Source organism: Mesorhizobium sp. M0701 (assembly GCF_040320365.1).
In the GTDB taxonomy this organism is placed as follows: Bacteria; Pseudomonadota; Alphaproteobacteria; order Rhizobiales; family Rhizobiaceae; genus Mesorhizobium.
The window spans coordinates 243,463-267,494 of sequence record NZ_JAMYPO010000003.1; the positions used below are offsets into that span (position 1 = coordinate 243,463).

General features: G+C 63.3%; 28 protein-coding genes and 2 pseudogenes. 15 read left to right on the plus strand and 15 right to left on the minus strand.

Features of this window, described 5'->3' with window-relative positions; all coding sequences use genetic code 11:
• Positions 1 to 35 precede the first annotated feature (35 nt).
• Positions 36 to 1,046, minus strand: coding sequence for a zinc-dependent alcohol dehydrogenase family protein (locus NKI24_RS05045; protein WP_352743720.1), 1,011 nt, complete (start codon positions 1,044 to 1,046; stop codon positions 36 to 38).
• A 105-nt stretch (positions 1,047 to 1,151) separates the two neighbouring features.
• Here NKI24_RS05045 and NKI24_RS05050 point away from each other — a divergent pair, with 105 nt between their 5' ends.
• Positions 1,152 to 2,081, plus strand: coding sequence for a LysR family transcriptional regulator (locus NKI24_RS05050; protein WP_352451434.1), 930 nt, complete (start codon positions 1,152 to 1,154; stop codon positions 2,079 to 2,081).
• Between the two features lie 126 nt (positions 2,082 to 2,207).
• On the opposite strand, the gene NKI24_RS05055 is transcribed toward NKI24_RS05050, so the two are convergent.
• Together NKI24_RS05055 and NKI24_RS05060 are read right to left on the minus strand one after the other, a co-directional pair.
• Positions 2,208 to 2,978: a slipin family protein gene (locus NKI24_RS05055; protein WP_023680344.1), complete on the minus strand. Its 771-nt coding sequence runs from the start codon at positions 2,976 to 2,978 to the stop codon at positions 2,208 to 2,210.
• Positions 2,975 to 4,366 carry an NfeD family protein gene (locus NKI24_RS05060; RefSeq protein ID WP_352451433.1) on the minus strand — a complete coding sequence of 464 codons (1,392 nt, stop codon included), beginning with the start codon at positions 4,364 to 4,366 and terminating at the stop codon, positions 2,975 to 2,977. Before NKI24_RS05060 ends, NKI24_RS05055 begins: the two co-directional genes overlap by 4 nt.
• Before the next feature lie 88 nt (positions 4,367 to 4,454).
• On the opposite strand from NKI24_RS05060, the pseudogene NKI24_RS05065 reads away from it, so the two are divergent.
• Positions 4,455 to 4,581 (plus strand): annotated as a pseudogene (locus tag NKI24_RS05065) (HAD family hydrolase); the annotation flags it as partial.
• A 74-nt stretch (positions 4,582 to 4,655) separates the two neighbouring features.
• On the opposite strand, the gene NKI24_RS05070 reads toward NKI24_RS05065, so the two are convergent.
• The 4 genes and pseudogenes from NKI24_RS05070 to NKI24_RS05085 form a co-directional block, all read right to left on the minus strand.
• Entirely contained in the window at positions 4,656 to 4,943 is a 288-nt protein-coding gene (locus NKI24_RS05070; protein WP_352472174.1) for a hypothetical protein, read from the minus strand.
• Positions 4,944 to 5,012: 69 nt separating this feature from the next.
• Positions 5,013 to 5,585, minus strand: a complete 573-nt coding sequence (locus NKI24_RS05075) for an RES family NAD+ phosphorylase (RefSeq protein ID WP_352451431.1) — start codon at positions 5,583 to 5,585, stop codon at positions 5,013 to 5,015.
• Between the two features lie 18 nt (positions 5,586 to 5,603).
• Positions 5,604 to 5,951 carry a hypothetical protein gene (locus NKI24_RS05080; RefSeq protein WP_352743725.1) on the minus strand — a complete coding sequence of 116 codons (348 nt, stop codon included), beginning with the start codon at positions 5,949 to 5,951 and terminating at the stop codon, positions 5,604 to 5,606.
• 157 nt (positions 5,952 to 6,108) lie between these two features.
• A pseudogene (locus NKI24_RS05085) lies at positions 6,109 to 6,303 on the minus strand (pseudouridine synthase); the annotation flags it as partial.
• A gap of 140 nt (positions 6,304 to 6,443) precedes the next feature.
• Between NKI24_RS05085 and NKI24_RS05090 the strand changes: the two are divergent.
• Together NKI24_RS05090 and NKI24_RS05095 are read left to right on the plus strand one after the other, a co-directional pair.
• The gene (locus NKI24_RS05090; protein ID WP_245274855.1) at positions 6,444 to 6,953 is read left to right on the plus strand and encodes a hypothetical protein; all 510 of its coding nucleotides are present in this window, start codon (positions 6,444 to 6,446) and stop codon (positions 6,951 to 6,953) included.
• Entirely contained in the window at positions 6,943 to 7,152 is a 210-nt protein-coding gene (locus tag NKI24_RS05095; protein ID WP_352743726.1) for a hypothetical protein, read from the plus strand. The genes NKI24_RS05090 and NKI24_RS05095 overlap by 11 nt, the downstream gene beginning before the upstream one ends.
• A 22-nt stretch (positions 7,153 to 7,174) precedes the next feature.
• Here the strand turns inward: NKI24_RS05095 and NKI24_RS05100 are convergent, their stop codons facing one another.
• A complete protein-coding gene (locus NKI24_RS05100; RefSeq protein WP_352451429.1) occupies positions 7,175 to 7,939 on the minus strand; it encodes a pseudouridine synthase in 765 nt (254 codons plus the stop codon).
• Between the two features lie 115 nt (positions 7,940 to 8,054).
• Here NKI24_RS05100 and NKI24_RS05105 point away from each other — a divergent pair, with 115 nt between their 5' ends.
• Positions 8,055 to 8,645, plus strand: coding sequence for a DUF922 domain-containing Zn-dependent protease (locus tag NKI24_RS05105; RefSeq protein WP_352451428.1), 591 nt, complete (start codon positions 8,055 to 8,057; stop codon positions 8,643 to 8,645).
• A gap of 46 nt (positions 8,646 to 8,691) precedes the next feature.
• Here the strand turns inward: NKI24_RS05105 and NKI24_RS05110 are convergent, their stop codons facing one another.
• On the minus strand, positions 8,692 to 9,435 hold the full coding sequence (locus NKI24_RS05110; RefSeq protein ID WP_352743728.1) for an SDR family oxidoreductase: 744 nt from the start codon (positions 9,433 to 9,435) through the stop codon (positions 8,692 to 8,694).
• A 283-nt stretch (positions 9,436 to 9,718) separates the two neighbouring features.
• Between NKI24_RS05110 and NKI24_RS05115 the strand changes: the two genes are divergently transcribed.
• From NKI24_RS05115 to NKI24_RS05150, 8 genes are all read left to right on the plus strand, one after another.
• Entirely contained in the window at positions 9,719 to 10,342 is a 624-nt protein-coding gene (locus tag NKI24_RS05115) for an NAD(P)H-dependent oxidoreductase (protein ID WP_352451426.1), read from the plus strand.
• Between the two features lie 134 nt (positions 10,343 to 10,476).
• Positions 10,477 to 12,486, plus strand: coding sequence for a tetratricopeptide repeat protein (locus NKI24_RS05120; protein ID WP_352451425.1), 2,010 nt, complete (start codon positions 10,477 to 10,479; stop codon positions 12,484 to 12,486).
• A 99-nt stretch (positions 12,487 to 12,585) separates the two neighbouring features.
• Positions 12,586 to 12,918 carry an ArsR/SmtB family transcription factor gene (locus tag NKI24_RS05125; RefSeq protein WP_352451424.1) on the plus strand — a complete coding sequence of 111 codons (333 nt, stop codon included), beginning with the start codon at positions 12,586 to 12,588 and terminating at the stop codon, positions 12,916 to 12,918.
• Between the two features lie 4 nt (positions 12,919 to 12,922).
• Positions 12,923 to 13,615 (plus strand): aquaporin, encoded by a 693-nt coding sequence (locus NKI24_RS05130; RefSeq protein WP_352451423.1) that lies wholly within the window; start codon positions 12,923 to 12,925, stop codon positions 13,613 to 13,615.
• Complete coding sequence (gene arsC, locus NKI24_RS05135; protein WP_352743733.1) at positions 13,612 to 14,034, plus strand: arsenate reductase (glutaredoxin); 423 nt, start codon at positions 13,612 to 13,614, stop codon at positions 14,032 to 14,034. Before NKI24_RS05130 ends, arsC begins: the two co-directional genes overlap by 4 nt.
• A gap of 69 nt (positions 14,035 to 14,103) precedes the next feature.
• On the plus strand, positions 14,104 to 14,436 hold the full coding sequence (locus tag NKI24_RS05140; protein WP_352451421.1) for an ArsR/SmtB family transcription factor: 333 nt from the start codon (positions 14,104 to 14,106) through the stop codon (positions 14,434 to 14,436).
• 49 nt (positions 14,437 to 14,485) lie between these two features.
• Positions 14,486 to 15,862, plus strand: coding sequence for an NAD(P)-binding domain-containing protein (locus NKI24_RS05145; protein WP_352451420.1), 1,377 nt, complete (start codon positions 14,486 to 14,488; stop codon positions 15,860 to 15,862).
• Complete coding sequence (locus tag NKI24_RS05150; RefSeq protein ID WP_352451419.1) at positions 15,859 to 17,082, plus strand: MFS transporter; 1,224 nt, start codon at positions 15,859 to 15,861, stop codon at positions 17,080 to 17,082. Before NKI24_RS05145 ends, NKI24_RS05150 begins: the two co-directional genes overlap by 4 nt.
• A gap of 24 nt (positions 17,083 to 17,106) precedes the next feature.
• On the opposite strand, the gene NKI24_RS05155 is transcribed toward NKI24_RS05150, so the two are convergent.
• Both NKI24_RS05155 and NKI24_RS05160 read right to left on the minus strand, forming a co-directional pair.
• Positions 17,107 to 17,331 carry a hypothetical protein gene (locus NKI24_RS05155; RefSeq protein WP_031213090.1) on the minus strand — a complete coding sequence of 75 codons (225 nt, stop codon included), beginning with the start codon at positions 17,329 to 17,331 and terminating at the stop codon, positions 17,107 to 17,109.
• A gap of 229 nt (positions 17,332 to 17,560) precedes the next feature.
• Positions 17,561 to 17,926 (minus strand): VOC family protein, encoded by a 366-nt coding sequence (locus NKI24_RS05160; RefSeq protein WP_023680367.1) that lies wholly within the window; start codon positions 17,924 to 17,926, stop codon positions 17,561 to 17,563.
• On the opposite strand from NKI24_RS05160, the gene NKI24_RS05165 reads away from it, so the two are divergent.
• The gene (locus tag NKI24_RS05165) at positions 17,921 to 18,382 is read left to right on the plus strand and encodes a hypothetical protein (RefSeq protein WP_352743736.1); all 462 of its coding nucleotides are present in this window, start codon (positions 17,921 to 17,923) and stop codon (positions 18,380 to 18,382) included. The two genes, NKI24_RS05160 and NKI24_RS05165, sit on opposite strands and share 6 nt — an antisense overlap.
• Positions 18,383 to 18,426: 44 nt before the next feature.
• Positions 18,427 to 19,302: a sigma-70 family RNA polymerase sigma factor gene (locus NKI24_RS05170; RefSeq protein WP_352451417.1), complete on the plus strand. Its 876-nt coding sequence runs from the start codon at positions 18,427 to 18,429 to the stop codon at positions 19,300 to 19,302.
• A 188-nt stretch (positions 19,303 to 19,490) separates the two neighbouring features.
• On the opposite strand, the gene NKI24_RS05175 is transcribed toward NKI24_RS05170, so the two are convergent.
• From NKI24_RS05175 to ybiA, 4 genes are all read right to left on the minus strand, one after another.
• Positions 19,491 to 20,648 (minus strand): sulfite oxidase, encoded by a 1,158-nt coding sequence (locus NKI24_RS05175; protein ID WP_352453493.1) that lies wholly within the window; start codon positions 20,646 to 20,648, stop codon positions 19,491 to 19,493.
• 592 nt (positions 20,649 to 21,240) lie between these two features.
• Positions 21,241 to 21,885 (minus strand): hypothetical protein, encoded by a 645-nt coding sequence (locus NKI24_RS05180; RefSeq protein WP_352453494.1) that lies wholly within the window; start codon positions 21,883 to 21,885, stop codon positions 21,241 to 21,243.
• 170 nt (positions 21,886 to 22,055) lie between these two features.
• The gene (gene dinB / locus NKI24_RS05185; protein WP_352743739.1) at positions 22,056 to 23,297 is read right to left on the minus strand and encodes a DNA polymerase IV; all 1,242 of its coding nucleotides are present in this window, start codon (positions 23,295 to 23,297) and stop codon (positions 22,056 to 22,058) included.
• Positions 23,298 to 23,427: 130 nt separating this feature from the next.
• Positions 23,428 to 23,976: a riboflavin biosynthesis intermediates N-glycosidase gene (gene ybiA / locus NKI24_RS05190; protein WP_352743741.1), complete on the minus strand. Its 549-nt coding sequence runs from the start codon at positions 23,974 to 23,976 to the stop codon at positions 23,428 to 23,430.
• Positions 23,977 to 24,032 lie beyond the last annotated feature (56 nt).

Here is a 24,032-nt window from a genome sequence, read left to right on the forward strand (position 1 = left end):
AGATCGGCAGCTTCAACGCTCTGCCTTTTTCAGGCTCACCACGACAGACTGAACGCGAGCTTGCCGAAATGCCGGCCGCCGGCCGCCATGTGGGCGTAGGCCTCGGTCGCCTGGTGCTGGCTGTAGACCGTGTCGATGACCGGATCGATACGGGCGGCGCCGATGGCGCGCGCCGCGTCGCACAGGTCGGATACCGAACCGGTGTTGTTGCCCACAACCTTGAGTGCCTTGATGATGATCGGCAGCAGGTTCGTGGTGGCCTCGGCGCCGGTGACGAAGCCGATGGCGAACACCGTGCCGCCGGGCGCCGCGGCATTGATGGAGCGGGCGAAGGTAGCCGCGCCGGCGGTTTCGACGATCAGATCGGCGCCGAGCCCGTCGGTCAACTCGAGCACCTTGGCGTCCCAGTCCGGCGTCTCACGATAATTAATGAGATGATCCGCACCCAAGGCCTTGGCGCGCGCCAGCTTTTCGTCCGACGACGAGGTGATGATGACCGTGGCGCCGGCTGCCTTGGCCAGCTGCAGGGTCAGGATCGAGACACCGCCGGTACCGAGCAGGACGACGACCGACCCCGGCCCGACATCGGCGGCGCGAAGCGCATTCCACGCGGTGGTGCCGGCGATCGGCAGCGTCGCTGCCGCTTCGAAGGACAGATGCGCCGGCATCGGCACAACGGCATTGGCCGGCAGCGCGACATATTCGGCGAGCGAGCCGGGCAGTGTCAGCCCGCGCATCTCTCTGGTCTCATAAGGCCGCGGACGGCCGCCGATCCAGCGCGGTTTTGCATGGGCGATGACGCGGTCGTTGATGGCGAGCCTCGACACGCCCTCGCCGATGCCGACGATCTCGCCGGCGCCGTCGACGACGGGAATGAGCGGAAAGCTCGGACCTGGATAGTTGCCGCTCGCTATCGCGACATCGACAAAATTGAGGCTTGCGGCGCGCAGGCGGATCAGCACTTCGCCGCGCTGCGGTTCAGGCGTGGGAACGGTGGCCGCGCGAAACGCGTCCAGTCTCGGGGCAGTCAGTTCGATCGCTTTCATGTCTCACTCCGGTTGATGGCCGATTGACGGGCCGGGATTGAGTGAAACTAGCTGCTGCGCTATTGGCATATAATCCTTGGCTTTTACATATGAGCTCTGCGCCTGATGCAGCAATCGCACGAACCGGCAGCATTGGTCGAAATGGCCGCCTTCGCGGCAATCGCCGAAGCACGCTCCTTCACCAAGGCGGCTGCTCGCATCGGTCGCGACGCGACGATCCTGTCGCGGCGCCTTGCCTCGCTGGAAGAGCGGTTGGGCGTGCGCCTGCTGCACCGGACGACACGAAGCGTGTCGCTGACCGAGGCGGGTTCGGAATTTCTCGTCCGCGTCCGCACCATTCTGGCTGCGGTCGACGAGGCCGAGGCTGTCGCGTCGGCGCATGCCGGCGGCGGGCCGCGCGGCGTGCTGCGGCTGGCGCTGCCCGGCTCGTTCGGGCGCATGTGGATCGGCCCGCTGCTGCCACAGTTTCTCACCGAATTTCCCGAAGTCCGTATCGAGGCCGAGTTCTCCAACCGTTTCGTCGATCTCGTCGCCGAGAATTTCGATGTCGCCGTCCGTCTCGGCGCGCTGGAGGATTCGCGGCTGGTGGCGCGCAAGGTCGCGACACGGCGGCGGCTGCTGTGCGCCGCGCCGTCCTACCTCGCCCGCCGGGGCACGCCGACTGAACCTGAAGCACTGCTGGAACACAGTTGCCTGGGCTTCTCAGGTTTCCAGACCTTTCCGGCCTGGGAGATGACCGACAGTTCGGGCCGGCGCGTCAGTATCGAGGTCTCCGGGCCGCTGGTCACCGACGACGCCGAGGTGCTGGTCGAAGCCGCCGTGCAAGGCGTCGGACTGATGATGAGCACGGATTGGCTGGTCGGACGCGAGCTCGCCGACGGCCGGCTGGTGCCAGTGCTGGAGGACTGGACGCTTGCCGACGAGGGCGCCGTCTATGTCGTCATGCCTTCGGCCAAGGGGCAAGCCGCCAAGACACGTGCCTTCGCCGACTGGATCGGCAAACGCTTTGCGCCGGTCCCGCCGTGGCGGAGGTGAGGGTGGGTCGCGGCGCGTGGAGCGTCAGCGCCGTCTCTCGTAGAGGAAGGCGTCGGCGATCTATGTGAGACGACCCCCTCTGGCCGCTTCGCGGCCATCTCCCCCTCGAGGGGGGAGATTACGCGCTCAGCCGCCTCCGCCTCCACCACCCTGCTTGATGAAATGACCGAGCAGATCCATCGGCACCGGAAACACGACCGTCGACGAGCGCTCACCGGCGATGTCATGGAGAGCCTCGAAATAGCGTAGCTGCATGGCCTGCGGTGCTTCGGCCAGCATCTTGCCGGCCTCGACGAGCTTTGCCGCCGCCTGCTGTTCGCCGTCGGCATTGATCACTTTCGCACGCCGCAGCCGTTCCGCCTCGGCCTGCTTGGCGATGGCGCGGACCATGTTCTCGTTGAGGTCGACATGCTTGATCTCGACATCGGAGACCTTGATGCCCCAGGCATCGGTGCGCTGGTCGAGAATCTCCTGGATATCGCTGTTGAGCTTGTCACGTTCGGCCAGCATTTCATCGAGCTCATGCTTGCCGAGCACCGACCGCAACGTGGTCTGTGCCAGCTGGTTGGTGGCGGTCATGAAGTCTTCAACCTGGATCACCGCCCGCTCGGCGTCGACGATACGAAAATACAGCACCGCGTTGACCTTCACCGAGACGTTGTCGCGCGAGATCACGTCCTGCGGCGGGACGTCCTGGACCACCACTCGCAGGTCGACCTTCACCATCTGCTGCACGAAGGGGATGAGGATGATAAGGCCGGGGCCCTTGACCCCGGTGAAGCGGCCGAGCGTGAAGACCACGCCGCGCTCATATTCCCGCAGGATGCGAATGGCCGCGGATAGGAACATGACCACGACGAGCGCTGCTGCCAGATAGGCCACATAACCGATGATCATTGCCTTGCTCCATCGCTTCTCACATTGCGGCGCCGTATCGTCAGCACAAGATCCCTGACATCGGCCACCTCGACGCTGTCGCCCACTGCAAGCGGTTCGTCGGCTTTTGCCCGCCAGCGCTCGCCCCGGGCGAGCACGTGGCCCTCGCTGCCCTGCCAGTCGAGGACCTCCGCCGGCAGCCCCTGCATGGCCTGTGCGCCAACACGCGGAACGTTCTTGCGGGCCGCCCACAGATAGCTGCCGGTCAACAGCGCCAGGCCGAGCGTCAGGACGGCGGCGGTGCCGATAACGGCCCACGACATCTCGAAGCCGGGCCCCTCGATCCTGAGCAACATTGCAGCGCCCAGCAGAAACGCAGCCACGCCTCCCAGCCCAAGGACCACAGTCGGGTTCAAGGCTTCGACGACCAGGAAGATGATGCCAAGCAGCATCAAGGCAAGGCCGGCATAGCTGATCGGCAGGAGATTGAGCGCATAGAGTCCGAGCAGAAGGCAAATCGTGCCGATCACGCCGGGCGCGACCGCGCCCGGGCTCGTGAATTCGAAGACGAGGCCATAGACGCCGACCAGCATCAGGATGACGGCGATGTTCGGGTCCGTGATCACGGCGAGAAGCCGGATGAGCCAGCCTGGCTCGAGCGTTTCGACCGGCAGTCCTTTCGTCGCCATTGCCTCTTTTTTGCCGACGATCTCGACTGTCCGGCCGTCGGCCAGTTGAAGCAGTTCGGTGGTGTCGCGGGCGACGAAGTCGATGACATGCTGCTGCAGCGCCGCGCCGGCCGACAGGCTGGCCGCCTCGCGCACGGCCTTTTCTCCCCATTCGGCATTGCGCCCGCGCAATTCAGCCAGGCTGCGGATCAGGGCAACGGCATCGTTCGTCGCCTTGGCGATCATCGCATCGCCCGCGGGTGCGTTCTTCTTGTCCTTGTCCGCCTCCGGGCCATCGTTCTTGCCGCCGGGAAACGATGGCAGCGGCCCGCCCATCTCGATCGGCGTTGCCGCGCCCAGATTGGTGCCGGGCGCCATCGCCGCCAGATGGGTGGCGTAGAGGATGTAGGTTCCGGCGCTCGCCGCGTGCCCGCCGGCGGGCGCGACATAGCCGATGACGGGAACCGGCGAGGCGAGAATGCCGGCGATCATCTCGCGCATGCTGGTGACCAGCCCGCCGGGCGTGTCCATCTGCAGGATGAGAGCCTGGGCATTTCGGTCCGCGGCCACCGCCAGTGCTTCCTCGAGCTGCCTGGCACTCGCCGGACCGATGGCGCCGTCTATCTCGACGCGCAACACAATTTTCTCCCGGCCGTCCGCCTCTCCGGTTGCGGAAGAGGGACAAACGGCCGCAACAGCCACGAAAGCCGCGGCAAGCAGGACCGCACGCGCGAGTTTCACGCTCAAAGCTCCACATCTAGGAATATGGGCTGGATTTTGCCGAAATCCATGACGCGGCGCGCGGCGGGTGACGCATCGCACGGTCCTACTGGATGTCGGCCTGCTCAGCGGCGGCTACGGCACCGTAGAAGCTCCGCCAATCGGGCACGTTCCGCGTCTATGAAGATCCCGACGACATGCTGCGCCATGTCGACGAAGTCGGCGGCCGCACATGAAGGCGACCGGCGGGCTGTCGCCGTCATTCGATCACACCTATGTTTTGCGCATTGGAGCCATCTCTGGCGGGCTTCTATTGCGCGGCGTCCTCCTGGATTGTCTGTTCCTGGATTCGGGCGGGTGCCCCGAGACACTGATCGTAGCCGATGGTGCAATTATTCAGACATTCGTTGCGCCCCTGGATGGATTTGACGCTGTTGTAGTCGATCGGCACAGCCTGGCATTTCTTCTGGCACGCCTGGTCCTTCTCGGCGCAATTCGTGCCGTGGCCCTTAGGGTACTTCTTCGTGGTCGCTTCAGCGTTCAATGGCAAGACGGCCAGCAGCGCCAGCAGCGTCGGTATCAGTCGGAGCATACGCATGGATCCTCCCTTGCGCGTTAGACCTCTGCACTTGGAGGCAATGTTAGCGCGCCACTTCCGTTGGCCGCATCACCCGTGCGGGGGATGGATGGCAGCGGGGCCGCCGCTAGCCCAGGCAATTTCCCCGTGATCGGTTCTGATCGTCATCGCTCCGGCCGGCAGCCGATCACAAAACGCGACGACGTTCAGGCAATCATATCGCGCGCTGGGCACGATCAGACCGTCATAATCGAGGAAATGCGCGGCCTCGCCGATGTCTTGCGACCTCGGATATTCGGCGTGCTTTTCCTGATACGAAAGCTGCCCGTAGCGCGCGGTGTCGAGGCCAAGGGTCTGCAAGGCTGCCAGGTCGAGCAGTCTGAGCGTCCGGTCCAAAGCAAGATCGATCTCGAAGAGATTGTATCTGACGCGCGAAGGGATCACTGGCTGCCCCCGCGTCAGGTGGAATCTCATCTCGCTCAAGGCACCTTCGCGCTCTTGCGAGGTGTAGAGCACGTCGAACGTTCCATCGTCCCAACGGCCGCCGGAGCTCGAGCACTGGATCGGGCTGCGGCCCTGGCGCACCACACGCCAAACCGTCCCGGAGTATTCGACCGGAACCATTTCCTCGATAGCATCGATGAGCCGACTGTCTCGTCTCATCCGCCCGGCGATCGCCAATTACAGAAAGACCTCGTTATCAAGCCGGTCGATGACTTTGAGCACGTCGAGGGCGCGGTCGTCGTGAATGAGATCTATCGCCCTTTCACCGTTCAATTGCGGGTGGCGAGCGTAAAGCCAGGTGCGGATATCGCTTGGCTCGTAGAATTCCTGCAGTCGGCCGACGATATAGTGCAGGTCCGACAGAATGAGCTCGCTGCGCGGCTGGGGCTTGATGTCGCCGGCCTTCCACCTCGAAACCGTGGCCTTGGACACGTCGGTGATGTTTGCAATATCGGTTCCCTTGAGGCCGCCAAACGTACCCAATTCGTCCAGGAATCTGGGAACCGCCCGCAACGCAGTAGCCATGTTTTCTCTCCGGCTTCCAAGCCAGCTTCGCCCATGCGTGTCAGCCCTGACACTTTGACTGCATCGGCGCATTTCAGTTTCACAAATGGAAAATATGAAACAGAGATGCAAATGTCAATTGCCGCTTCGGTTCAAGGGGCCTCCAGTGCCTGGTCGCTCAGGCCTGAAGCAGCGCCAGCTCTTCGGCGCTCAGATGGCGTGCCTTGCCCTTGGCAAGGTCGCCGAGTTGCAGAGATCCGATCGCGATCCGTACCAGGCGCAGCACCTCGATATCGTGGGTGGCGAGCAGCCGGCGGATGTGGCGGTTGCCGCCCTCGTCGAGCACGATCTCCAGCCAGGCGGTGCTGGTGCCGCTTCCACTCGATCGAAAATCAATCGCCTGAATTGCTACAGCGCCCTGGTGTCGCCGGTAATGCCACGGGACAATTTGTTTTGTATAGTCCTTGATGCCACGTGGCCGACGATGGTTCGATGACTTGGGAAGGGAAGATCATGCGAAGCGGATTGGCGAAATTCGTCGTGGCGGGTTGCGTCGCCGCTCAGGTCGTCCTGCAAGCGGCGCAGCCGGCGTTTGCCGCGCCGTGCGGCTGGACGGCGAAACTGGAGGAAGAGGAGGGCGGCAAAGTGCTGATGGCGTCGGTCTGCGGCGGATCGAATGGCGGCGCCCAGCTGACGCTGGCCTGTTTCGGCAAGCCGACGCTGAGCTATGATTTGGGCGACAGCGGTCCGCAACTGGAACCCGGCATCGCTTCGTTCGCGTTCAAGGCCGGCGGCAAGGCGGTGACCAAGACGCTTCAACTCGAAGAAATGTACAACACCTTCACCGTGGAATTGAGCAGCACCGACCCGCTGTTGGCCCTGCTGCGCTCCAAGGGCGAGGTCACGGTCGCCTCGGGCAAATATGGCGAGAACAGCTTTCCGCTTGCCGGCTCATCCGCCGCCATCGGCAAGGTGCTGGCCCAGTGCGGCAAAGCCAAGGCTTCTTCCGACAATGACAACTGATGAGCCCCTTACATTTCAATTTGAACCGCGCGAGACGTTGGTTGCGAAGATAGAGCGTGATCCCGCTAACCTCGATCCCTGGACAGGGCTTGTCGAACCGGAGGCCGAGGAAAGCAGCCTGGACACCGCGGTGTCGGTTCTCTTGCGGGCAATTGATGCTGTATCCGACAGGGAACAGCTTTGGCGGGCAGCTGCCTGACAATCGAGTCGCCGCCAGCCGGCTAGGCCTGAAGCAGCGCCAGCTCTTCGGCAGTCAGATGGCGTACCTTGCCCTTGGCAAGGTCGCCGAGTTGCAGAGATCCGATCGCGATCCGTACCAGGCGCAGCACCTCGATATCGTGGGCGGCGAGCAGCCGGCGGATATGGCGGTTGCGGCCCTCGTCGAGCACGATTTCCAGCCAGGCGGTGCTGGTGCCGCCGCGCAGCAGCTCGATGGACCGGGCCGTCAGCAATTCGCCGTCGACCGTCGCGCCGGCGCGCAACCGCGCCAGCATGGCCTCGTCGGGCAGCGCGCCGATCTGCACGTGATAGGTCTTGGCGACATGCGAGGCGGGATCGAGCAGGCGCTGCGCGAAGCGGGTATCGTTGGTCATCAACAGCAGGCCTTCGCTGGCCTTGTCGAGGCGGCCGACCGGCGAGACGAAAGGCAGGTCGAGGCCTGCCAGGCAATCATAGACGGTGCCGCGGTCCTGCGGGTCGTCGCGAGTGGTGACCAGCCCGCGCGGCTTGTTGAGCATCAGATAGACCTTGCGCTCGGCGGCGACGCGGCGGCCGTCGACCTCGATGCGATCGCGGCCTGGATCGACACGCATCGAGCCGTTGCGCACGATCTTGCCGGCGACCCGCACGCGCCCCTCGGCAACCAGAAGCTCGGCCTGCTTGCGCGAGCACAGGCCAAGCTTCGACAGTGCACGACAGAGGCTGACGCCGGGAGGCTGGGCCCCGGGGGCAGGGCGTTGCCGGGCAATGTTCGGTCGCGGCGACATGATGTTGCCTGTGGATTCTTGTATACGAGCATCCCACTATAGCCGGCCGCCGGCTATGTCCACGGAAGGGAACTGCATATCGTTTGCGTCGTGCGCAGCGGCTGCGAGGACTTGCATGAAAACAGCCATTCGCCTTTGCCTGCTGCTCGCCTTCCTGCCGACATCGCCGGCGCATGCCGGCTGGCAGGCGGTCGAGAAGGTCGAGACCTATGCCATCTCAGGGCAATCCGGGCCGGAGCTCTACGCCTCGATCGGCGGGCGCGGGCCGCTGCTCGGCGAACGCCGCGTCATCGCGCATACCAATTTCAAGCTGACCTGGGTGAGGGACTACCAGCCGCAAGGCGACGCCTGCGTGCTGGTGTCGGCGCGGCCGAAGCTGATCATCACCTACACCTTGCCGAAGCCGGCCGCGCAGCTGCCGGGCGCAATCCAGAAGAACTGGGAGGTTTTCGCAGCCGGCCTCGCAGCTCACGAGAAGGTGCATGGCGCCAGCATCGTCGACATGGTGCACAAGATCGAGGCGGCCACCATCGGCCTGACCGTCGCCGATGACCGCGGCTGCAGCAAGATCAGGATCGAAGTGACGAGACGGCTCGCCGGAATCTCGCAGGCACAACGGCAGGCGAGCCGCGATTTCGACCGGGTCGAATTCGGCCCGGGCGGCAAGTTGCGGCAGCTTGTGTTCACGCTGATGATCGGCGGATGATGCTGCAGGGCTGCGGGGGCGGCGCAGGGTACCACCTTTGCGGCCCTCACGCCTGCTCGGTCGGATAGAGCGTCAGGATGTTGACGTTGACCCTTGGCGGCTGCGTCACCGCATAAAGGATGGCGGCGGCGATGTCCTCGCTTTCCAGTTGCTCCATGTCGCCCAGCCTTTGCTCGACCGCCTGGCGCACATCGGCGCGCATATTCTGGGTGAACTCGGTCTTGACGGCGCCAGGCTCGATGCAGGTGACACGGATGCCGTCTTTGCCGATCTCGCGACGCAGCGATTCCGCCATCGCGCTCACCGCGTGCTTGGTGCCGGAATAGACCACCGAAGGGTGGATGTAACGGCCGGTGCCGGACGAGACCACGACGATGTGGCCGGCGCCTTGCCGTTGCATCGTGGGCAGTGCGGCATGGATCGGATAGAGCAGCCCGAGAATGTTGACGTCGACCATCCGGCGGTACTCTTCCGGCGTCGTGTTGCGGAACGGCGCCGCGACGCCAACGCCGGCAATGGCGAGCAGCATGTCGAGCCGGCCGTATTCACGCGCGACCCGTTCGACCATGGCCGAGGCCTGCGCCTCGTCGGTGACGTCGACCGTCATCGGCAGTGCCGCGCTGCCGGTCTCACGGATCCGCCTCGCCAGGTCGTCCAGGCGCTCGGCGCGCCGCGCGGCAATCGCCAGCGTGGCGCCCTCTGCCGCCAGTGCCAGGGCGGTGGCCTCGCCGATGCCGGAAGAGGCGCCAGTCACCAAGGCGATCTTGCCGCTCAGTTTTCCTGTCTGCATCTTTTTCTCCTGACGCTTTGGACCCGCCCTGAAGCTAGGGCGCCGGCTTTCTGGAACAATGCTGATCGAAAAACCGAATCCACCGTTAGGGTTTTGGCCCCAGCAAGCCCACGTCTGCGCATGAACGGGCCTTGACGCGACCGGAGGTGTTGCGTCTTGATATGGGGGCTGCGGGGCTTCGCATGAAAACAGCTGATCGACTACGTCTGCGGGTGGCTTGTTTGCATGCGACGCTTGCATGCACCCCCGCGATCCTCTCGCGACCGACAGGTCTGAGCGCCAGATGAAGGTCCTCGTCGTCCATTGCCATCCCTGCGCCGACAGCTTCAGCGGCGCGGTGCGCGACACGGTGCTGGAGACGCTTGCCGAAAGCGGCCACCAGGTCCACCTGCTCGACCTCTATGCGACCGGCTTCGATCCGGTCATGCGCACGCAGGAATGGCGCGGTTACCACGACAAGGCGGCGAACCTGCAACCGGTGCACGAACATGCGCAGGAGCTGCTCTGGGCGGAGGCGGTCGTCTTCATCTATCCGACCTGGTGGTATGGCCTTCCGGCGATGCTGAAAGGCTGGCTGGAGCGTGTACTGGTGCCGGGCTTCGCTTTCGAGATGCCGACGGCACGACGCGGCCCGCGGCCCAAATTGCGGCACATACGCCGGGTGATGGCAATGACCACATGTGGCGCCACGCCGCTGATGTCGTGGATCATGGGACAGCCCGGCCGGCGGACCCTGCTGCGCGGCTTCCGCTCCGTCTGCCATCCACTATGCCGGACCAAATTCCTGGCGCTCTACCGGATGGACAGCGTCTCGGCCGCCGGACGCCAGGCGTATCTGCAGCGGGTCAGAAAAGCGGTTGCCGGCCTTGGTCGCGCTGATGCGGTCGCCGCCACAGTGCCTGGCTGATTTGGACCAGGCGAGCCGCCGCTGTCTCCGCCGAATGTCACGGGCGGGTGTCGGTTTGGCAAAGGTCAAAAAAATCAAGTCTCACCTTGACCCAAGAATGGTTGCAGTGTTGGGTTGCAAAGATCAAGGCCTTCTTGATCAAGCGCACTGCGATGCAAATAAACGACATGATCCATGAGCCGATGATTCGAAAATGGCATAGGTCTTTTTGTCGGTCGCTGCTGCGTGGGCTCATGGTCTTGTTTGCCCTGAGCGGCCCAGCTTTGGCTGCCAGCAGCGATTGTGTCGGGGACGACGAGGCCGATACGGCTCGGCGAATTGCCGCTTGTACACTCATGATAGAGGATGTGACAGAGCCCGCCAGCAGCCGTTTGACGGCCTATTTCAAGCGCGGCGTCGCCTGGGCGAGGCAGAATGATTATGATCGCGCCATTGCCGATTTCGATAAGGCGATCAGCCTCGATCCGGAAGATGCCAGTGCTTATTACTACCGAGGCATCACCTGGGCACTCAAGAGCGACGCTGATCGCGCTATCGCCGATTTCGACCAGGCGATTAACCTCGACCCGAAGAGCGATGCATACCGCATCCGAGGCTCTGCCTGGCTCGACAAAGGCGACAACGACCGAGCTATTGTCGACTACGATCAGGCCATCAGCCTCGAGCCCCGGAATGCCGGAGCTTATGGCGACCGGGGCCTGGCCTGGGCACGCAAGGGCGACAACGACCGCGCTATCGCCGATTTCGGCCAAGCGATCAGCCTCGATCCCCGCGATGGCCGAACTTATAACAACCGAGGTCTCGTGTGGAAAAGGAAGCGGGACTACGACCGTGCGATCGCCGATTATGACCAGGCGATCAGCCTCGATCCGAAGGAAGCCAGCGCCTACGATAATCGGGGCATGGCCTGGCTACTCAAGGGCGACTATGACCATGCCATTTCCGATTTCGGACAGGCGATCAGCCTCGATCCGAATGTCGCCGGAGTCCATCATCATCGAGGCATGGCCTGGTCACTCAGAGGCGATTCTGATTACGCCATTGCCGACTACGACCAGGAAATCAGCCTCAATCCGAAGAACGCCCGTGCCTACCTCGATAGAGGCCTGACTTGGACAATCAAAGGCGATTACAATCGTGCGATCGCCGACTACGACCAAGCGATAAGCCTCGACCCGAAAGACGCCAGTGCCTATGGCAATCGAAGCCGGGCCTGGAAATATAAGGGCGACTACGACCGCGCCATCGCCGACGCCGACCAGGCGATCAGTCTCGATCCGGAACGCGCCAGTGCCTTCTACAACAGAGGCAACGTTTGGGCTGACAAAGGCGACTATGACCGCGCCATCGCCGACTTTGACCAGGCGATCGGCCTCGATTCGAAAGACCCCAATGCTTACGACGATCGAGGTACGGCTTGGGCACACAAAGGCGATGACGACCGCGCGATTGCCGACTTCGATCAGGCAATCCTGCTCGACCCGAAACACGCCAGTGCCTACAGGAAGCGCGGCTGGATATGGGACAAGAATGGCGAATACGACCGCGCCCTCGAGGACTATGGCAAAGCAATTGGGCTCGATCCGAAATATGCCCATGCTTATCTCAGCAGAGGTCTCGTCTGGTCAATAAAAGGCGAATACGTACGTGCAACGGCAGATTACGACCAGGCAATCAGCCTCGATCCGACGATTGTCTACGCCTATTTGGGCCGGGGTATCGTCCATTTCTACTCCGGTGCCATGGAGAAAGCCCAAGCCGATTTCGCGCAAGCCGCCACAGTCAAACCAGAGGATGCGTATGTTGCGATCTGGCTCGATTTTGCCGAGCGTCGCAATGGCGCAGCAGGGCATTTGCAGGAAGCGACCAAGAAGCTCGACATGACGCGATGGCCGGCGCCGGCTGTTCGAATGCTGCTTGGCGAGCAGACTCTCGCCGCGACAATTGCAGAAGCCGACGACCCTGATGCGATAAAGAAACGCGGAAACCTGTGCGAGACAAACATGTTCAGCGCCGAGCTGAGCCGACTGCAGGGGCACAGCGATGAAGCTTTGCGGCTCTATCGGCTCGCCGCCAGCGATTGCCCCAATAACTCCTACGAATTTGTTGCCGCCAACGCAGCCCTGCGCGAGCTGTCGCCTTAGCTGCCGCCGCTACGGACTTCCCCGCCTTCGGTGAGATTTCGTTACTCAACACAGTCTTCGCGCGTTGACTCTATTCCCCATTTCTGGAAATCTGGAAATATGGACAAGACGCTCGCCCTTTCGGCACTTGCCGCGCTCGGCCAGGAGACCCGGCTGGACGTTTTTCGCCTTTTGGTGCGGGCTGGAGCCGACGGCGTGCCGGCGGGCGAGATCGCCACGCGGCTCGCCGCATTTCCGAATACGGTATCGGCTCATCTCAAGATACTGTCGCATGCCGGCCTGGTGCGGACCGAACGGGAGGGCCGCAGCGTGCGCTACTTCGCCGACATGACCAGGTTTCGCGATCTGCTGGCCTATCTCATGGAGGATTGCTGCAATGGCGCGCCGGAACTTTGCCAGCCTGTCATCCAGGCCGTGACCTGCAACTGCTAGCTAGATGAGCTCCGGCAATCTTCCCCGCCGCCTTGCCGCCGAAGCCCTCGGCACGGCTCTTCTGGTCGCCACCGTGGTCGGTTCCGGTATCATGGCCGATAAGCTGACCAACGAGGTCGCACTCACCTTGCTCGGCAACACCTTGCCGACCGGGGCGATCCTGGTCGTGCTCATCACCATATTCGGGCCGATATCCGGAGCGCACTTCAACCCGGCGGTGACGCTGGTATTCGCGCTTCGACGCGAGATCGAAACGAACGCAGCGCTGGCTTACGTCGCCGCCCAGATTGCCGGCGGCATCGCTGGAACATTCCTGGCGCATGCAATGTTCGAATTGCCGATCCTGCAAGTGTCGGCGACGGTGCGGACCGGAAGCGGGCAATGGATTGCGGAGCTGGTCGCCGCCTTCGGGCTGGTCTTCACCATCCTCGCCGGCCTGCGTTCCCGTCCGGATTCGATCCCCTGGCTGGTCGGGCTCTATATCACCGCCGCCTACTGGTTCACCGCATCGACATCCTTCGCCAATCCGGCCGTCGCCATCGCCCGTGCGTTCTCCAACACTTTTGCCGGGATCCGCCCCGCCGATCTGCCGGGCTTCATCGGCGCCGAACTTTTGGGCGCGTTGCTCGCCATGGCATTGGCAGGGTGGCTGCTCGCCCAACCGAAACCAGCCGGACAGATGAAAGCTGCGCAATGACCATCACCATCTATCACAACCCCGATTGCGGCACCTCGCGCAACACGCTGGCCATGATCAGGCAGTCCGGCGAGGAGCCTGAGGTGGTCGAATATCTGAAAAATCCGCCGTCGCGCGAAAAGCTCGTCGAGCTGATCGCAGCGATGGGCATGACGCCGCGCCAATTGCTGCGCGAAAAGGGCACGCCCTATGCCGAACTTGGCCTGGGCGACCCGAAGTGGAGCGACGACGAGATCCTCGATTTCATGCTGGCGCATCCGATCCTGATCAACCGGCCGATCGTGGTGACGCCGCTCGGCACCATGCTCGCCCGACCCTCCGAAGCCGTGCTCGATATCCTGCCCAATCCGGATATCGGCCCGTTCACCAAGGAGGACGGCGAGGTCGTCATCGACGCCAGCGGCAAGCGCGTCGTCTAGATATCGGCCTATTTCGATTTTTGTCGAAATCCGCTTGACGTGCAGCGATTCTGGAAATAGCTTATTTCCATGAAACTCGAAAAAGCAGCCTTGCAACTTGAAGCCCTCGGCAACCCGACGCGGTTGCAGCTCTACCGCACCCTGGTCCGGGCGGGCGATGAGGGGCTTCCGGTCGGGCGCATCCAGGACAGGCTCGGCATCGCCGCCTCGACGCTGTCGCATCACCTCAAGCGGCTGGTCGACACCGGCCTGGTGACGCAGGAGCGGCAGGCGACGACGCTGATCTGCCGGGCCAACTATCCCGCCATGAATGGGCTCATCGGATACCTCGCGGACGAATGCTGCGCCGACGCCACCTGTGCGCCGGCATCGGCGGAAGCGACGGCCAAGACGGCGGCGTGATTTTTTGGCACCATAATTCGAAATTACCGGAAGGATGGAAGATATGGGAATGATCGAAAAGCTCCCCGTTGCGGTGATCGGCGCCGGGCCGGTCGGCCTGGCGGCAGCGGTCCACCTGATCGCGCGGGGCATTCCTGTCAAAGTCTACGAAGCCGGTAATGCGGTTGCATCCAATCTCAGGGATTGGGGCCATGTCCGTGTGTTCACGCCCTGGCGCTATTGCGTCGATCAGGCGGCCAGAAACCTGCTCGAGGCGCATGGCTGGCGGATGCCTGAGCCCGAGGCATTCCCGACCGCAAACGACCTCGTCGCGGATTATCTCGAGCCGCTTGCAAAGCTTCCGCAATTGTCGCCGTCGATCGAAACCGGCGCCCGGGTCGTCGGCATTTCGCGCTGGGGCGCCGACAAGGTGCTGAGCAAGGGACGCGAGAACCGGCCGTTCATGCTGGCGGTCGAGACTGCCGATGGTACAAGACGCGACAGCGCACGTGCCGTCATCGATGCTTCGGGAACCTGGCAGATGCCGAACCCGCTCGGCGCCGGCGGAATTCATGCCGAAGGCGAAGCCGAGTTTGCCGACCGCATCGCCTACGGCATCCCCGATATTCTCGGCCGCGACCGCAGCCTTTACGCGGGGAAGACGACGCTGGTCGTCGGCTCCGGCCATTCGGCCGCCAATGCGGTGCTGGATCTCGCCAGCCTGGCAAATGTGGAGGCCGGCACCGCTTTCATCTGGACAACGCGCGGCACCGACCTGGTGCGCATCTACGGTGGCGGTGATGCCGACCAATTGCCGGCACGCGGCGAACTCGGCGCCGAAGTGCGCGAACTCGCCGAGAGCGGCGGCGTCAGGCTGGTGACGGGCTTTGCGGCTGTTTCGATCCGCGATGCCAACGGCCGGCTGGTCGTCGAAGGCCAGACCAGGGACGGCTTGCAGGCGCTGGGTCCGGTCGACCGTATCATCGCCGCGACCGGACAACGCCCGGATCTGTCGCTGACCCGTGAGCTTCGGCTCGAGCTCGATCCATGGCTGGAAAGCGTCAAGGCACTGGGACCGTTGATCGATCCCAACGAGCACTCCTGCGGCGACGTGCCGCCGCACGGCCACCGTGAGCTCAGCCATCCAGAGCAAGGGTTCTACACAGTCGGCATCAAGAGCTATGGCCGCGCACCGACCTTCCTGCTGCTGACCGGTTATGAGCAGGTCCGCTCAGTCGCGGCGGCGATCGCCGGAGACATGGTGGCGGCCGACAATGTCCAGCTCGTGCTGCCCGAGACCGGCGTCTGCACGGTGCCGCGGATCGGCGTGGCCGACAAGGGGTGCTGCGGCGGTCCGGCGCCGGCAGCGGTGGATGCGTGCTGTGTCGCCGACGCCAAGGCGAAGGCGGTCGGCAAAGGCGGCTGTGGCTGCAGCGTCGCGGCATGAGTCTTTCGCCGCCTTCGCCGGCCATCCTGCGCAGCCGCGGCGCGATTATCACCGCGCTTGGCCTGACGCAGATCATGGCGTGGGGTTCTTCCTACTATCTTCCCGCGGTCATCGCGCCGGCAGTCTCCTCCGATACCGGCTGGCCGCTGGCATGGGTTGTCGGCGGCCTGTCCCTCGGCTTGCTCACGGCAGGATTGATCTCTCCGCGCGTCGGGTCGTCGATCGAGCGGCATGGCGGCCGCAACGTTCTGGCGTTCAGCGCCGGATGCATCGGGCTCGGCCAGATCGGGCTGGCTCTTGCCCCTAATCTTGCGGCCTATATCGCGGCCTGGCTGGTCATCGGCCTGGGCATGGGGGCGGGGCTCTACGATGCCGCTTTCGCAACGCTTGGCCGCCACTACGGCCACGGCGCGCGCTCCGCCATCACCATGCTGACGCTATTCGGCGGCCTTGCGAGCACCATCTGCTGGCCGATCTCAGCCTTGCTGCTGGGGGAGGTCGGCTGGCGCGGCACCTGCCTGGTTTACGCCGCCTTTCAGCTGGCAATTGCGCTTCCGCTCTATCTGGTGATCCTGCCCCGGGAGCCGCCGCAACCGGCAGTCAAACCGGGAGTGAAGAAGGCGGCACCCATTCTCGACAACCAAGCCGATCCGTCGATCATGATCGTTCTGGCCGCGACCCTGACACTCGCAGCGGTGATCTCGTCGACACTATCGGTGCATCTGCTCACAATCCTGCAAGGCAGCGGCATGGCGCTTGCCGTAGCCGTCGGGCTCGGCGTGCTGGTTGGTCCATCACAGGTGGCGGCGCGCGCGATCGAGATGATGATCGCGCGCTACCACCATCCGATTTTCACCAAGTTTGCCTCGGTTACGTTTGTGGCGATCGGCGTTTCGACGCTCTGGGCCGGCATGCCAATCATCCCGCTGGCGCTGGGCTTCTACGGCGCAGGCATCGGCCTGGAATCCATCGCGCGGGGGACGTTGCCGCTCGCGCTGTTCGGCTCTAACGGCTACGCGAGACTGATGGGCCGCCTCGCCATGCCGAGCCTGATAGCCCAGGCGGCGGCACCCTCGGCCGGAGCATTGCTGCTGGAGCGCTTCGGCCCGCACGGGACGTTGGCCGCGCTTTCTGGTCTAGCGCTGGCCAACGTCATCCTCGCATGCGGCTTGGGCTGGCGGATGCTCCGCCGGCGGCAATCGCAGGTTCAAACCCGATAGGATTTCGACCTGCGTTCGGCGCCTTCAACTGGAGAGCGGGAGATCTTCCAAGGGATCGACAAGGAAAGACGCGGCGATCAGATCGTCCGCATCGAGGCGCAGTGAGCCTTTGGCGCCGCCCATGATGGCGGCAACCTTTTGAAACGTCTTGATCTCATGCTCGGTAATCTGGGCACTTTGCATTCTGGATTTGAGGTCAGCGACGCGCAGCCCCAAACTGTGGGACATTCCGATTTTACGGTTCGACATGGTAAGATGCTCCTCCCCGGCCCATGTTTGTTTTGCCACCCGCCCTATTCGTATTTCCTCCGCCTGCCTAAATATGAGGCATCGCGATACAGCGCCCGAACGCCCGATGCAAGGGAAGGTTCCGGCGCGCAGAGGTCACGAAATAATAATACGAAGGAAGTACGGCCGATGGTCCGGCCGGAGGTAGGACTTAGGTACGACGCCCCGCCGGACAGAGGGCTCCGGTGCCTTATCGGCTGGCGAGGACCATGCGGTTGCCTTCGCTGTCGCGAAACTCCGCCACCGTTCGCCCCGGCTGCCACGGCGCCTCATGCGCTTCGGTGATGATCTCGACGCCGCCCGCTTTCATGGCCGCGATCATTGCCCCGACATTTTCGTCGACCAGCACCAATACCGGCTCCGCGCCGGGTGCGTCGTCGGCGCGCCTGACAAAATGCAGGTTCGTCACGGCATGCGGAAATGCCAGCTCGATCCAGCGCCAGCCGCCATCACCCATCTTCTGGTCGGCCATGACCTGGCAGGCGAGATGCCTGGTGTAGAACGCCTTGGCGCGGTCCTGCTCGAACACCGGAAGCTCGGCAAACTGGATATGCATGATCGTCTCTCCTGCTTGATGGCTGCCGCGCAGCCGCCCACGCGGGAAAGACGATGCGGGCAACCGAAAAGATTCTTCGGCAAGGAGAATCTTTTCAGCGCAGCCGGTCGTCCTTCGTTCATACCAACCAGTCAGGAGACGATGATGAACTACGCGCTCATTCGATACGGTGTGAAGCAAGCCGACCTGGAAGATAACCGCGCGCTGGTCGAAAAAGTGTTCGAAGCGCTTGGCGAGGCGGCACCGCCGACGGTGCGTTATCTCGTGCTCGAGCTGGACGACGGCTCGTTCGTCCACATCGTCGGCCAGGACGGTAATTCGTCGGCGCTGACCGGGCTTGCGGCTTTCAAGGCGTTTACGGAAAACCACGCCCAACGCCGTTCGACCCCGGCAATGCGATCGCCTGTCAAAGTCATCGGCAATTACCGTATGCTGGCGGATCAGAAAGCCGGGTAGCGCCCGCCGTGCCGCTCGCGCAGAAATGGGACGCTACGCCGAAAATGAACAGGGCGACTTTGGAGGCGATGCTCGTCGGGTTGCGGCCAAGGCTGCATCGCTACTGCGCGCGTATGGCCGGCTCGGTGATCGATGGCGAGGACATCGTCCAGGAGGTGCTGATCAAGGCGCTGCAGGCGATCGACGGCGGTGCGATGGTCGAACGGCCGGAGCAATGGCTGTTTCGCATCGCCCACAATGCCGCGCAGGATCATCTGCGGCGGCGCAATCGGGAAAGGTCGCGCATGACCGAGGCCGACATGAGCGTCATCGAGGATCCCTCCGGCAGCGCCGACAGCCGGCTCGCCGCCCAGACCAGCCTGCGCTCCTTCATGCAGCTTTCGGTGCCGCAGCGCAGCGCTGTGATCCTGGTCGACGTGCTCGGCCTCAGCCTGCACGAGACCTGCGAGGTGACCGGCACGACGCTTGCCGCCACCAAGGCCGCGCTGCATCGCGGGCGGGCGCAGCTCAAGCTGCTGGCGCTGCAGCCCGAACAGGCGCTGGCGCCGAGGCTCGACGCCGATGACGAGCGCCGGCTGCGGCGCTATGTCGACCTGTTCAACGCGCGCGACTTCGACGCTGTGCGGGCACTGATCGCCGAGGACGTGCGGCTCGACGTCGTCAACCGCGTCCGCCTGCGCGGCAGGGCCGAGGTTTCGACCTATTTCGGCAATTACGACCGTATCAGCGACTGGACATTGTCGCTCGGCGTGGTCGACGGCCGGCCGGCGATCCTCATCCGCGACCCGCAGGCGGCCGACGGCGCTGTGCGCGGCTTCATGCTGGTCGAATGGAGGGACGATCAGGTCATCCAGATCCGCGATTTCCGCTATGCGCCCTGGTGTCTGGTCGACGCGGAGATCAGGGCCGTGGAGGGGTGAGGAGTGCGCTGGAAATGGTGCGAAATGGCGATCAGGCAGCCTCCTCCTGTTTGACCCAAACGCAATTGCCACATGGCAGCAAGTTCTTAGAGCGGTTCCGGTTCTCTTAGAACCGGTAACTCGCTCTAACTATCTGTTTTGCCGCATTTATGCGGACGCCAAATGACTCCATTTGGCGGCAAAATCCTCTAGCCGATACGCACGCGGCGCGTCACCTGGCCATTGCTCTCCCAGTATGTGTGTTTCTTGGCAATCAAGGGATCGTCCATCGCCGGTTGAATTTGTCCTGTGGTGCTGACCGCGCGCGAGGTCACCGTGTGTTCTCCAGGAGAGGGATTTGCCCAAGCCAGGGACCATATTTTCCAAGCGTGTTCGGCCTCCTCACTGTGGTCAATGGTCGCTGGTGTCCAAGGCCCTTGATCGATTTGCACTTCGACCCGGTCGATCGGCGCCCCCCAGGCTGCCCCAACGATGCGGTAATCTGAATCTTTCCGGGTAACCTTCGCAGGTGCGGACTTTATCAGCGCTCGGCCGACTGACGTCTCGGCCCATACGGTCTCGCCGTTGTGGTCCTCCTCCCGGATGGTGACATAGTCACGGGCCATCAGAAGGCTCATGAACCGCGTATCGCGAACCTCGATGCGCTTTAGCCACTTGACGTTGGCGATGCCGTACCAGCCTGGCGCGATGAGCCGTACCGGGAAGCCATTGGGCGCCGGCAAGGCGGCCCCGTTCATTTCATAGCAGAGGAGATTGTCGGGGTTCATCGCGTCGGCGAGCGACATGCTACGAGCGAAGTTCTGCTGCATCTTGACGTCGCGTATCGGGATCTCGCCTGTGTCGGTACCGAAAAAGACGACCTCGATGCCCTTCTCCAGAACGCCGGCTTCCTCGAGGATCGGGGCGAGCGGCGTCCCTGCCCAGCGAGCATTGCCGATGCCGCCGGTGAAAAAGGGAAACCCATGGTTGCCCGAGCATTCCACTGTGAAAACGACCTCCTGCCGCGGTCGCGCCCTGATGTCGGCGAGCGTTAACTCCAGGGGTTTCTTAACCAGGCCTCCGATCTCCATCGACCATGTCTTCTCGTCGATCGTTGGTCGGTTGAAATGCGAGATGCTGAAGAACTTGTCGTTTGGCGTTATCCAGCTATCCAAATCCTCCCAGACAAGCTGCTTTTGGATACCCGCCGGATCGGGATTTTCGGTCGGCTGATCCAGCCATGGAATAACTTCCTCGTTCGGCCGTGTTGGAAAAGCGTAAGCCCGGCGCGAGGTATAGAGAGCAGCAATTGCGGCAAGAGCCGCGCTTCCTTGAACAAGAAGTTCTCTGCGCTGAAAATCAGGCATGTTGTTTACCTCCCAGTTGATCCGGAACGGGCTGCAACGTGCCTTAGGCCGTAGCCTGATCACGGATAGGCGACACAATGTGAGGTCTGCCCACCCGGAAGTATCCGGGTAGGTCAGATAATCACCGACGCAAGTCAAGCATGTGAAGCGTTGCACGAAACGCTAGCTCGCGTTTCGCATGCTAAGAGTGCGCCTTTGAGAAGGAACTGTCCACAACTTGGACGGGACATGATGATGATTGCAGCATTCCATGCAGATTTCCGGTCCTGCCAAAATCGTTGCTGCTCTGATCGCTGCCGAACGCCCGCTTCTGGGTCATTTCGGGACCCTCGCGGGTTCTCGTCGAACCGGTGTTTCCTGCCGGCCCGTGGGTTGGCCGTGCGGCCGGCACCGCCCTGATCGCTTGGGGCGGCGCAACGCTTTTGGTCTGACGACCAGGGCCGCCTCGAATGTCGCATTTGCAGGAGGAGGGCGGGCCCGGGCGGCACATCAAACCAGTCTGCATTACGAGGTGGCCAGCAACCCAGGCCGCCTGGCTCGGGCGCGGCAGATCATTCACACGTGAACCATTCGCCAACCGAGCGGGGACACCCTAGTTGGTGGTGACTTGCGTCACCGCCACGCCGGTTATCCTGCCGTTCCCGGCTGTGTAGGTGAGCGTCTGCGTGACCGTGGCGTCCTTCTGGTCGGGAGACGAAGCAGGATAAGAGGCGGCGAAGCCGAAATGGCCGTAACGATCGGGCTTGGCGGCGCCAAATTTCGCGGCCACGTCGCTCAGCGGCGCTCCGACGCCGGGCGTATCGAGTTCAATAGCTGTCAGGCTGGCAGGCGCGCCGGCGCATCCTTCCGGCACCTTGCCTTCCGGGTTCGGCTGCAGGGCGACGGACAGGACACCGTGGTCGGAGCCACCCATCTCGCCGGATACGAACCAGAAGATCGACGGCGATCCGCCGGCGTCGGGGCCGGCATAGCAAAGCCAGTGGCGTGAATCTCCGGCGTCACCTTCATCGTGCATCGCTCCGCCGAAGGCTTTTTCGACATCGGCAAGCGTGGTTTCCTCAAGCTTTATCTCCAGCGGCCCAGCCTTGACCTGCTTGAATAGCGGGCTGGCCAGCGGCGAGTTGATATCGCCCAGGGATGGAATCGCCCGGTCTGGGTTGAGCGGCTTGGCCAGCGTCGTTGCATTGGTCACCAGTCCGGCAACGATGAGTGCGAAATATCCGGCGTTCTGTCCCATGCCGATCTCCTGTCGTTCGAAATGAAGGTGCGGAAGCATTTGCGGGCGGGTGCTACCCTGTCTGGCTGATACCCAAACCGGTGCACGACCAACTGGACCGAAGATAAATTCACAAGTCCGCAGCCTTCAACGTCATTCCGGCGACTTGGCAACCAAAGTGTAATCGAGGCTCACAATTCCTTCTCGGCCAGCTCCCGAAATGCGTCGGGAACCGACCGCTGTAGCCCGAGCGCGACCGAGGCGTAGCCGACCGCCTCCCAGCCGAAGCGGTCGCGGATCTTGTCGACGGCGCGGTCCGCGGTCCAGCGCGCCGCGCCCTTGCTGGTGCCGGGGCGGCGGCGGTCGTCGTCAAGCCCAAGCGGCAGTTCCAGTTGCAGGCCGGCATGCTGCTCCAGATGCGATACGGCGATCGCCAGCAGCGAGATTGTCTTTTCGTGCGGATGGTCGATGAGCACCTTGCGCACCAGCGCCTCGGCGATCTCGGCCAGCATGGCGGTCGCCGAAATCGGCTGATCGAGCGTGATCGAGCGCGTCACCGAGCGCAAATCGGCAAAGCGGACGCGAACCGTCACCGTGCGGCCGGGCCGGGATTTCGCCCGCAATCTTGTGGCGACCCTGTCGGCCAGATGCAGCAAAGCCGGCAGGAAGACCTGCTCCTCGGCCGGTTTTCGGCCAAGCGCCGACTGCGCACCCGCCGAGCGCGCCCGGCGCTGCGTCTCGAGCCTGCGCGGGTCGCGGTTCCACGCCAGCGCGTTGAGTTTCTCTCCCGCCGCCGGCCCGAGCAGGCGCTCAAGCGCCGCACCATTGGTCTTCGCCAGCTCGCCGATGGTGTTGACGCCGATGCCGGCCAGCCGCTGCCTGGTGACCGGGCCGACGCCCCACATCAGCTCGACCGGCAGGTGGTGCAGGAACTCCAGCTCGTGGCGCGGATCGACCACCACCAGCCCGTCCGGTTTTGCGACCTGTGAGGCGATCTTGGCCAGATGCTTGGTGCGGGCTACGCCGACCGAGATCGGCAGGCCGACCTCGGCCCGCACGCGGCGGCGGATCTTGCCGGCGATCTCGGCCGGCGAGCCGAACAAATGGATGCAGCCGGCGACGTCGGCAAAGGCCTCGTCGATCGAAATCCGCTCGACCACCGGCGTGAAATCGCCGAGCACCTTGATTGCCGCATCGCCCAGCCGCTGATAGTCCTTGAAATGGCCGCCGACGAAGATGAGTTGCGGGCAGAGTTCCCGCGCCCGCCGTCCCGGCATACCGCCGCGCACGCCGAACGCCTTGGCTTCATAGGATGCGGCAAGCACTACCCCGCCGCCGACGGCAATCGGCTTGCCGCGCAAGGCCGGGTCGAGCAATTGTTCGACCGAGGCATAGAAGGCATCCAGATCCGCGTGGAGGATGTTGGCTTCCATCCGGCCCATTCGCCCGCGGCGGTTCGAACGCCGCATTGTCTCGAGTTGTTATGAGAACATAAAGAGAACATTATGGGTGGATTGTCAAGCAGCGCGGAGGCCGCCGCAGCTGACGAGCGCACGGCAATGTTCAGCCGCACAGCCGATCGCGGGCCTGCATCAGCGCGAATCCCAACAGGTTCTCGCCGCGCCACAGCAGCGGGTTTATCGCCCTCTCGTCATCCGCCGCAAGGCCGATACCCCACACCCGGTCGACAGGGCTCGCCTCGACCAGCACCCGGTCATGCGTCGACAACAGATATTCGCGCAGCGCCGCGTTCTGACGGAACTTCTGAAAGCTCCCTTCAGTCACGATGCGATATTTGTCTGCATCCCATTTGGTGCCATCGAAGCCGCTCACCTGGCGGCCAAGCTGCTTTGCCTGCTTGGGGCTCGCCGCCCTGAGGATTTGTGTTGCCGTCGGAGCATCACCGAACAGTCGTGCCTTCTCGGCCATCATCCAGTGTTCGGCAGTCGGATAGCTCAGGCCATCGACGGTAAAGGGCGCATGCCACCACTGGCTGAAGCACGACGTGGTTATGCGGCCGTCCTTAGACGGCTGATGGCCCCAGAAGAACAGGAACTTCTGCCGGGGTTTTGCGCGAAAGGTTTTCTCAAGCCAGGTTCGGTCGTAAATCATGGGCGGATGGAGCAGGGCGAAAGGCCGGCTTGTCAATGCTCCATCCAGAGTAGGTA

Bases quoted from the DNA above. Each gene is read 5' to 3' on its own strand.
- NKI24_RS05045 (WP_352743720.1), bottom strand. From the start codon at position 1,046: ATGAAAGCGATCGAACTGACTGCCCCGAGACTGGACGCGTTTCGCGCG.
- NKI24_RS05050 (WP_352451434.1), top strand. From the start codon at position 1,152: ATGCAGCAATCGCACGAACCGGCAGCATTGGTCGAAATGGCCGCCTTC.
- NKI24_RS05055 (WP_023680344.1), bottom strand. From the start codon at position 2,978: ATGATCATCGGTTATGTGGCCTATCTGGCAGCAGCGCTCGTCGTGGTC.
- NKI24_RS05070 (WP_352472174.1), bottom strand. From the start codon at position 4,943: ATGCGTATGCTCCGACTGATACCGACGCTGCTGGCGCTGCTGGCCGTC.
- NKI24_RS05075 (WP_352451431.1), bottom strand. From the start codon at position 5,585: ATGAGACGAGACAGTCGGCTCATCGATGCTATCGAGGAAATGGTTCCG.
- NKI24_RS05080 (WP_352743725.1), bottom strand. From the start codon at position 5,951: ATGGCTACTGCGTTGCGGGCGGTTCCCAGATTCCTGGACGAATTGGGT.
- NKI24_RS05090 (WP_245274855.1), top strand. From the start codon at position 6,444: ATGCGAAGCGGATTGGCGAAATTCGTCGTGGCGGGTTGCGTCGCCGCT.
- NKI24_RS05095 (WP_352743726.1), top strand. From the start codon at position 6,943: ATGACAACTGATGAGCCCCTTACATTTCAATTTGAACCGCGCGAGACG.
- NKI24_RS05100 (WP_352451429.1), bottom strand. From the start codon at position 7,939: ATGTCGCCGCGACCGAACATTGCCCGGCAACGCCCTGCCCCCGGGGCC.
- NKI24_RS05105 (WP_352451428.1), top strand. From the start codon at position 8,055: ATGAAAACAGCCATTCGCCTTTGCCTGCTGCTCGCCTTCCTGCCGACA.
- NKI24_RS05110 (WP_352743728.1), bottom strand. From the start codon at position 9,435: ATGCAGACAGGAAAACTGAGCGGCAAGATCGCCTTGGTGACTGGCGCC.
- NKI24_RS05115 (WP_352451426.1), top strand. From the start codon at position 9,719: ATGAAGGTCCTCGTCGTCCATTGCCATCCCTGCGCCGACAGCTTCAGC.
- NKI24_RS05125 (WP_352451424.1), top strand. From the start codon at position 12,586: ATGGACAAGACGCTCGCCCTTTCGGCACTTGCCGCGCTCGGCCAGGAG.
- NKI24_RS05130 (WP_352451423.1), top strand. From the start codon at position 12,923: ATGAGCTCCGGCAATCTTCCCCGCCGCCTTGCCGCCGAAGCCCTCGGC.
- arsC (WP_352743733.1), top strand. From the start codon at position 13,612: ATGACCATCACCATCTATCACAACCCCGATTGCGGCACCTCGCGCAAC.
- NKI24_RS05140 (WP_352451421.1), top strand. From the start codon at position 14,104: ATGAAACTCGAAAAAGCAGCCTTGCAACTTGAAGCCCTCGGCAACCCG.
- NKI24_RS05145 (WP_352451420.1), top strand. From the start codon at position 14,486: ATGATCGAAAAGCTCCCCGTTGCGGTGATCGGCGCCGGGCCGGTCGGC.
- NKI24_RS05150 (WP_352451419.1), top strand. From the start codon at position 15,859: ATGAGTCTTTCGCCGCCTTCGCCGGCCATCCTGCGCAGCCGCGGCGCG.
- NKI24_RS05155 (WP_031213090.1), bottom strand. From the start codon at position 17,331: ATGTCGAACCGTAAAATCGGAATGTCCCACAGTTTGGGGCTGCGCGTC.
- NKI24_RS05165 (WP_352743736.1), top strand. From the start codon at position 17,921: ATGCATGATCGTCTCTCCTGCTTGATGGCTGCCGCGCAGCCGCCCACG.
- NKI24_RS05160 (WP_023680367.1), bottom strand. From the start codon at position 17,926: ATGCATATCCAGTTTGCCGAGCTTCCGGTGTTCGAGCAGGACCGCGCC.
- NKI24_RS05170 (WP_352451417.1), top strand. From the start codon at position 18,427: ATGAACAGGGCGACTTTGGAGGCGATGCTCGTCGGGTTGCGGCCAAGG.
- NKI24_RS05175 (WP_352453493.1), bottom strand. From the start codon at position 20,648: ATGCCTGATTTTCAGCGCAGAGAACTTCTTGTTCAAGGAAGCGCGGCT.
- NKI24_RS05180 (WP_352453494.1), bottom strand. From the start codon at position 21,885: ATGGGACAGAACGCCGGATATTTCGCACTCATCGTTGCCGGACTGGTG.
- dinB (WP_352743739.1), bottom strand. From the start codon at position 23,297: ATGGAAGCCAACATCCTCCACGCGGATCTGGATGCCTTCTATGCCTCG.
- ybiA (WP_352743741.1), bottom strand. From the start codon at position 23,976: ATGATTTACGACCGAACCTGGCTTGAGAAAACCTTTCGCGCAAAACCC.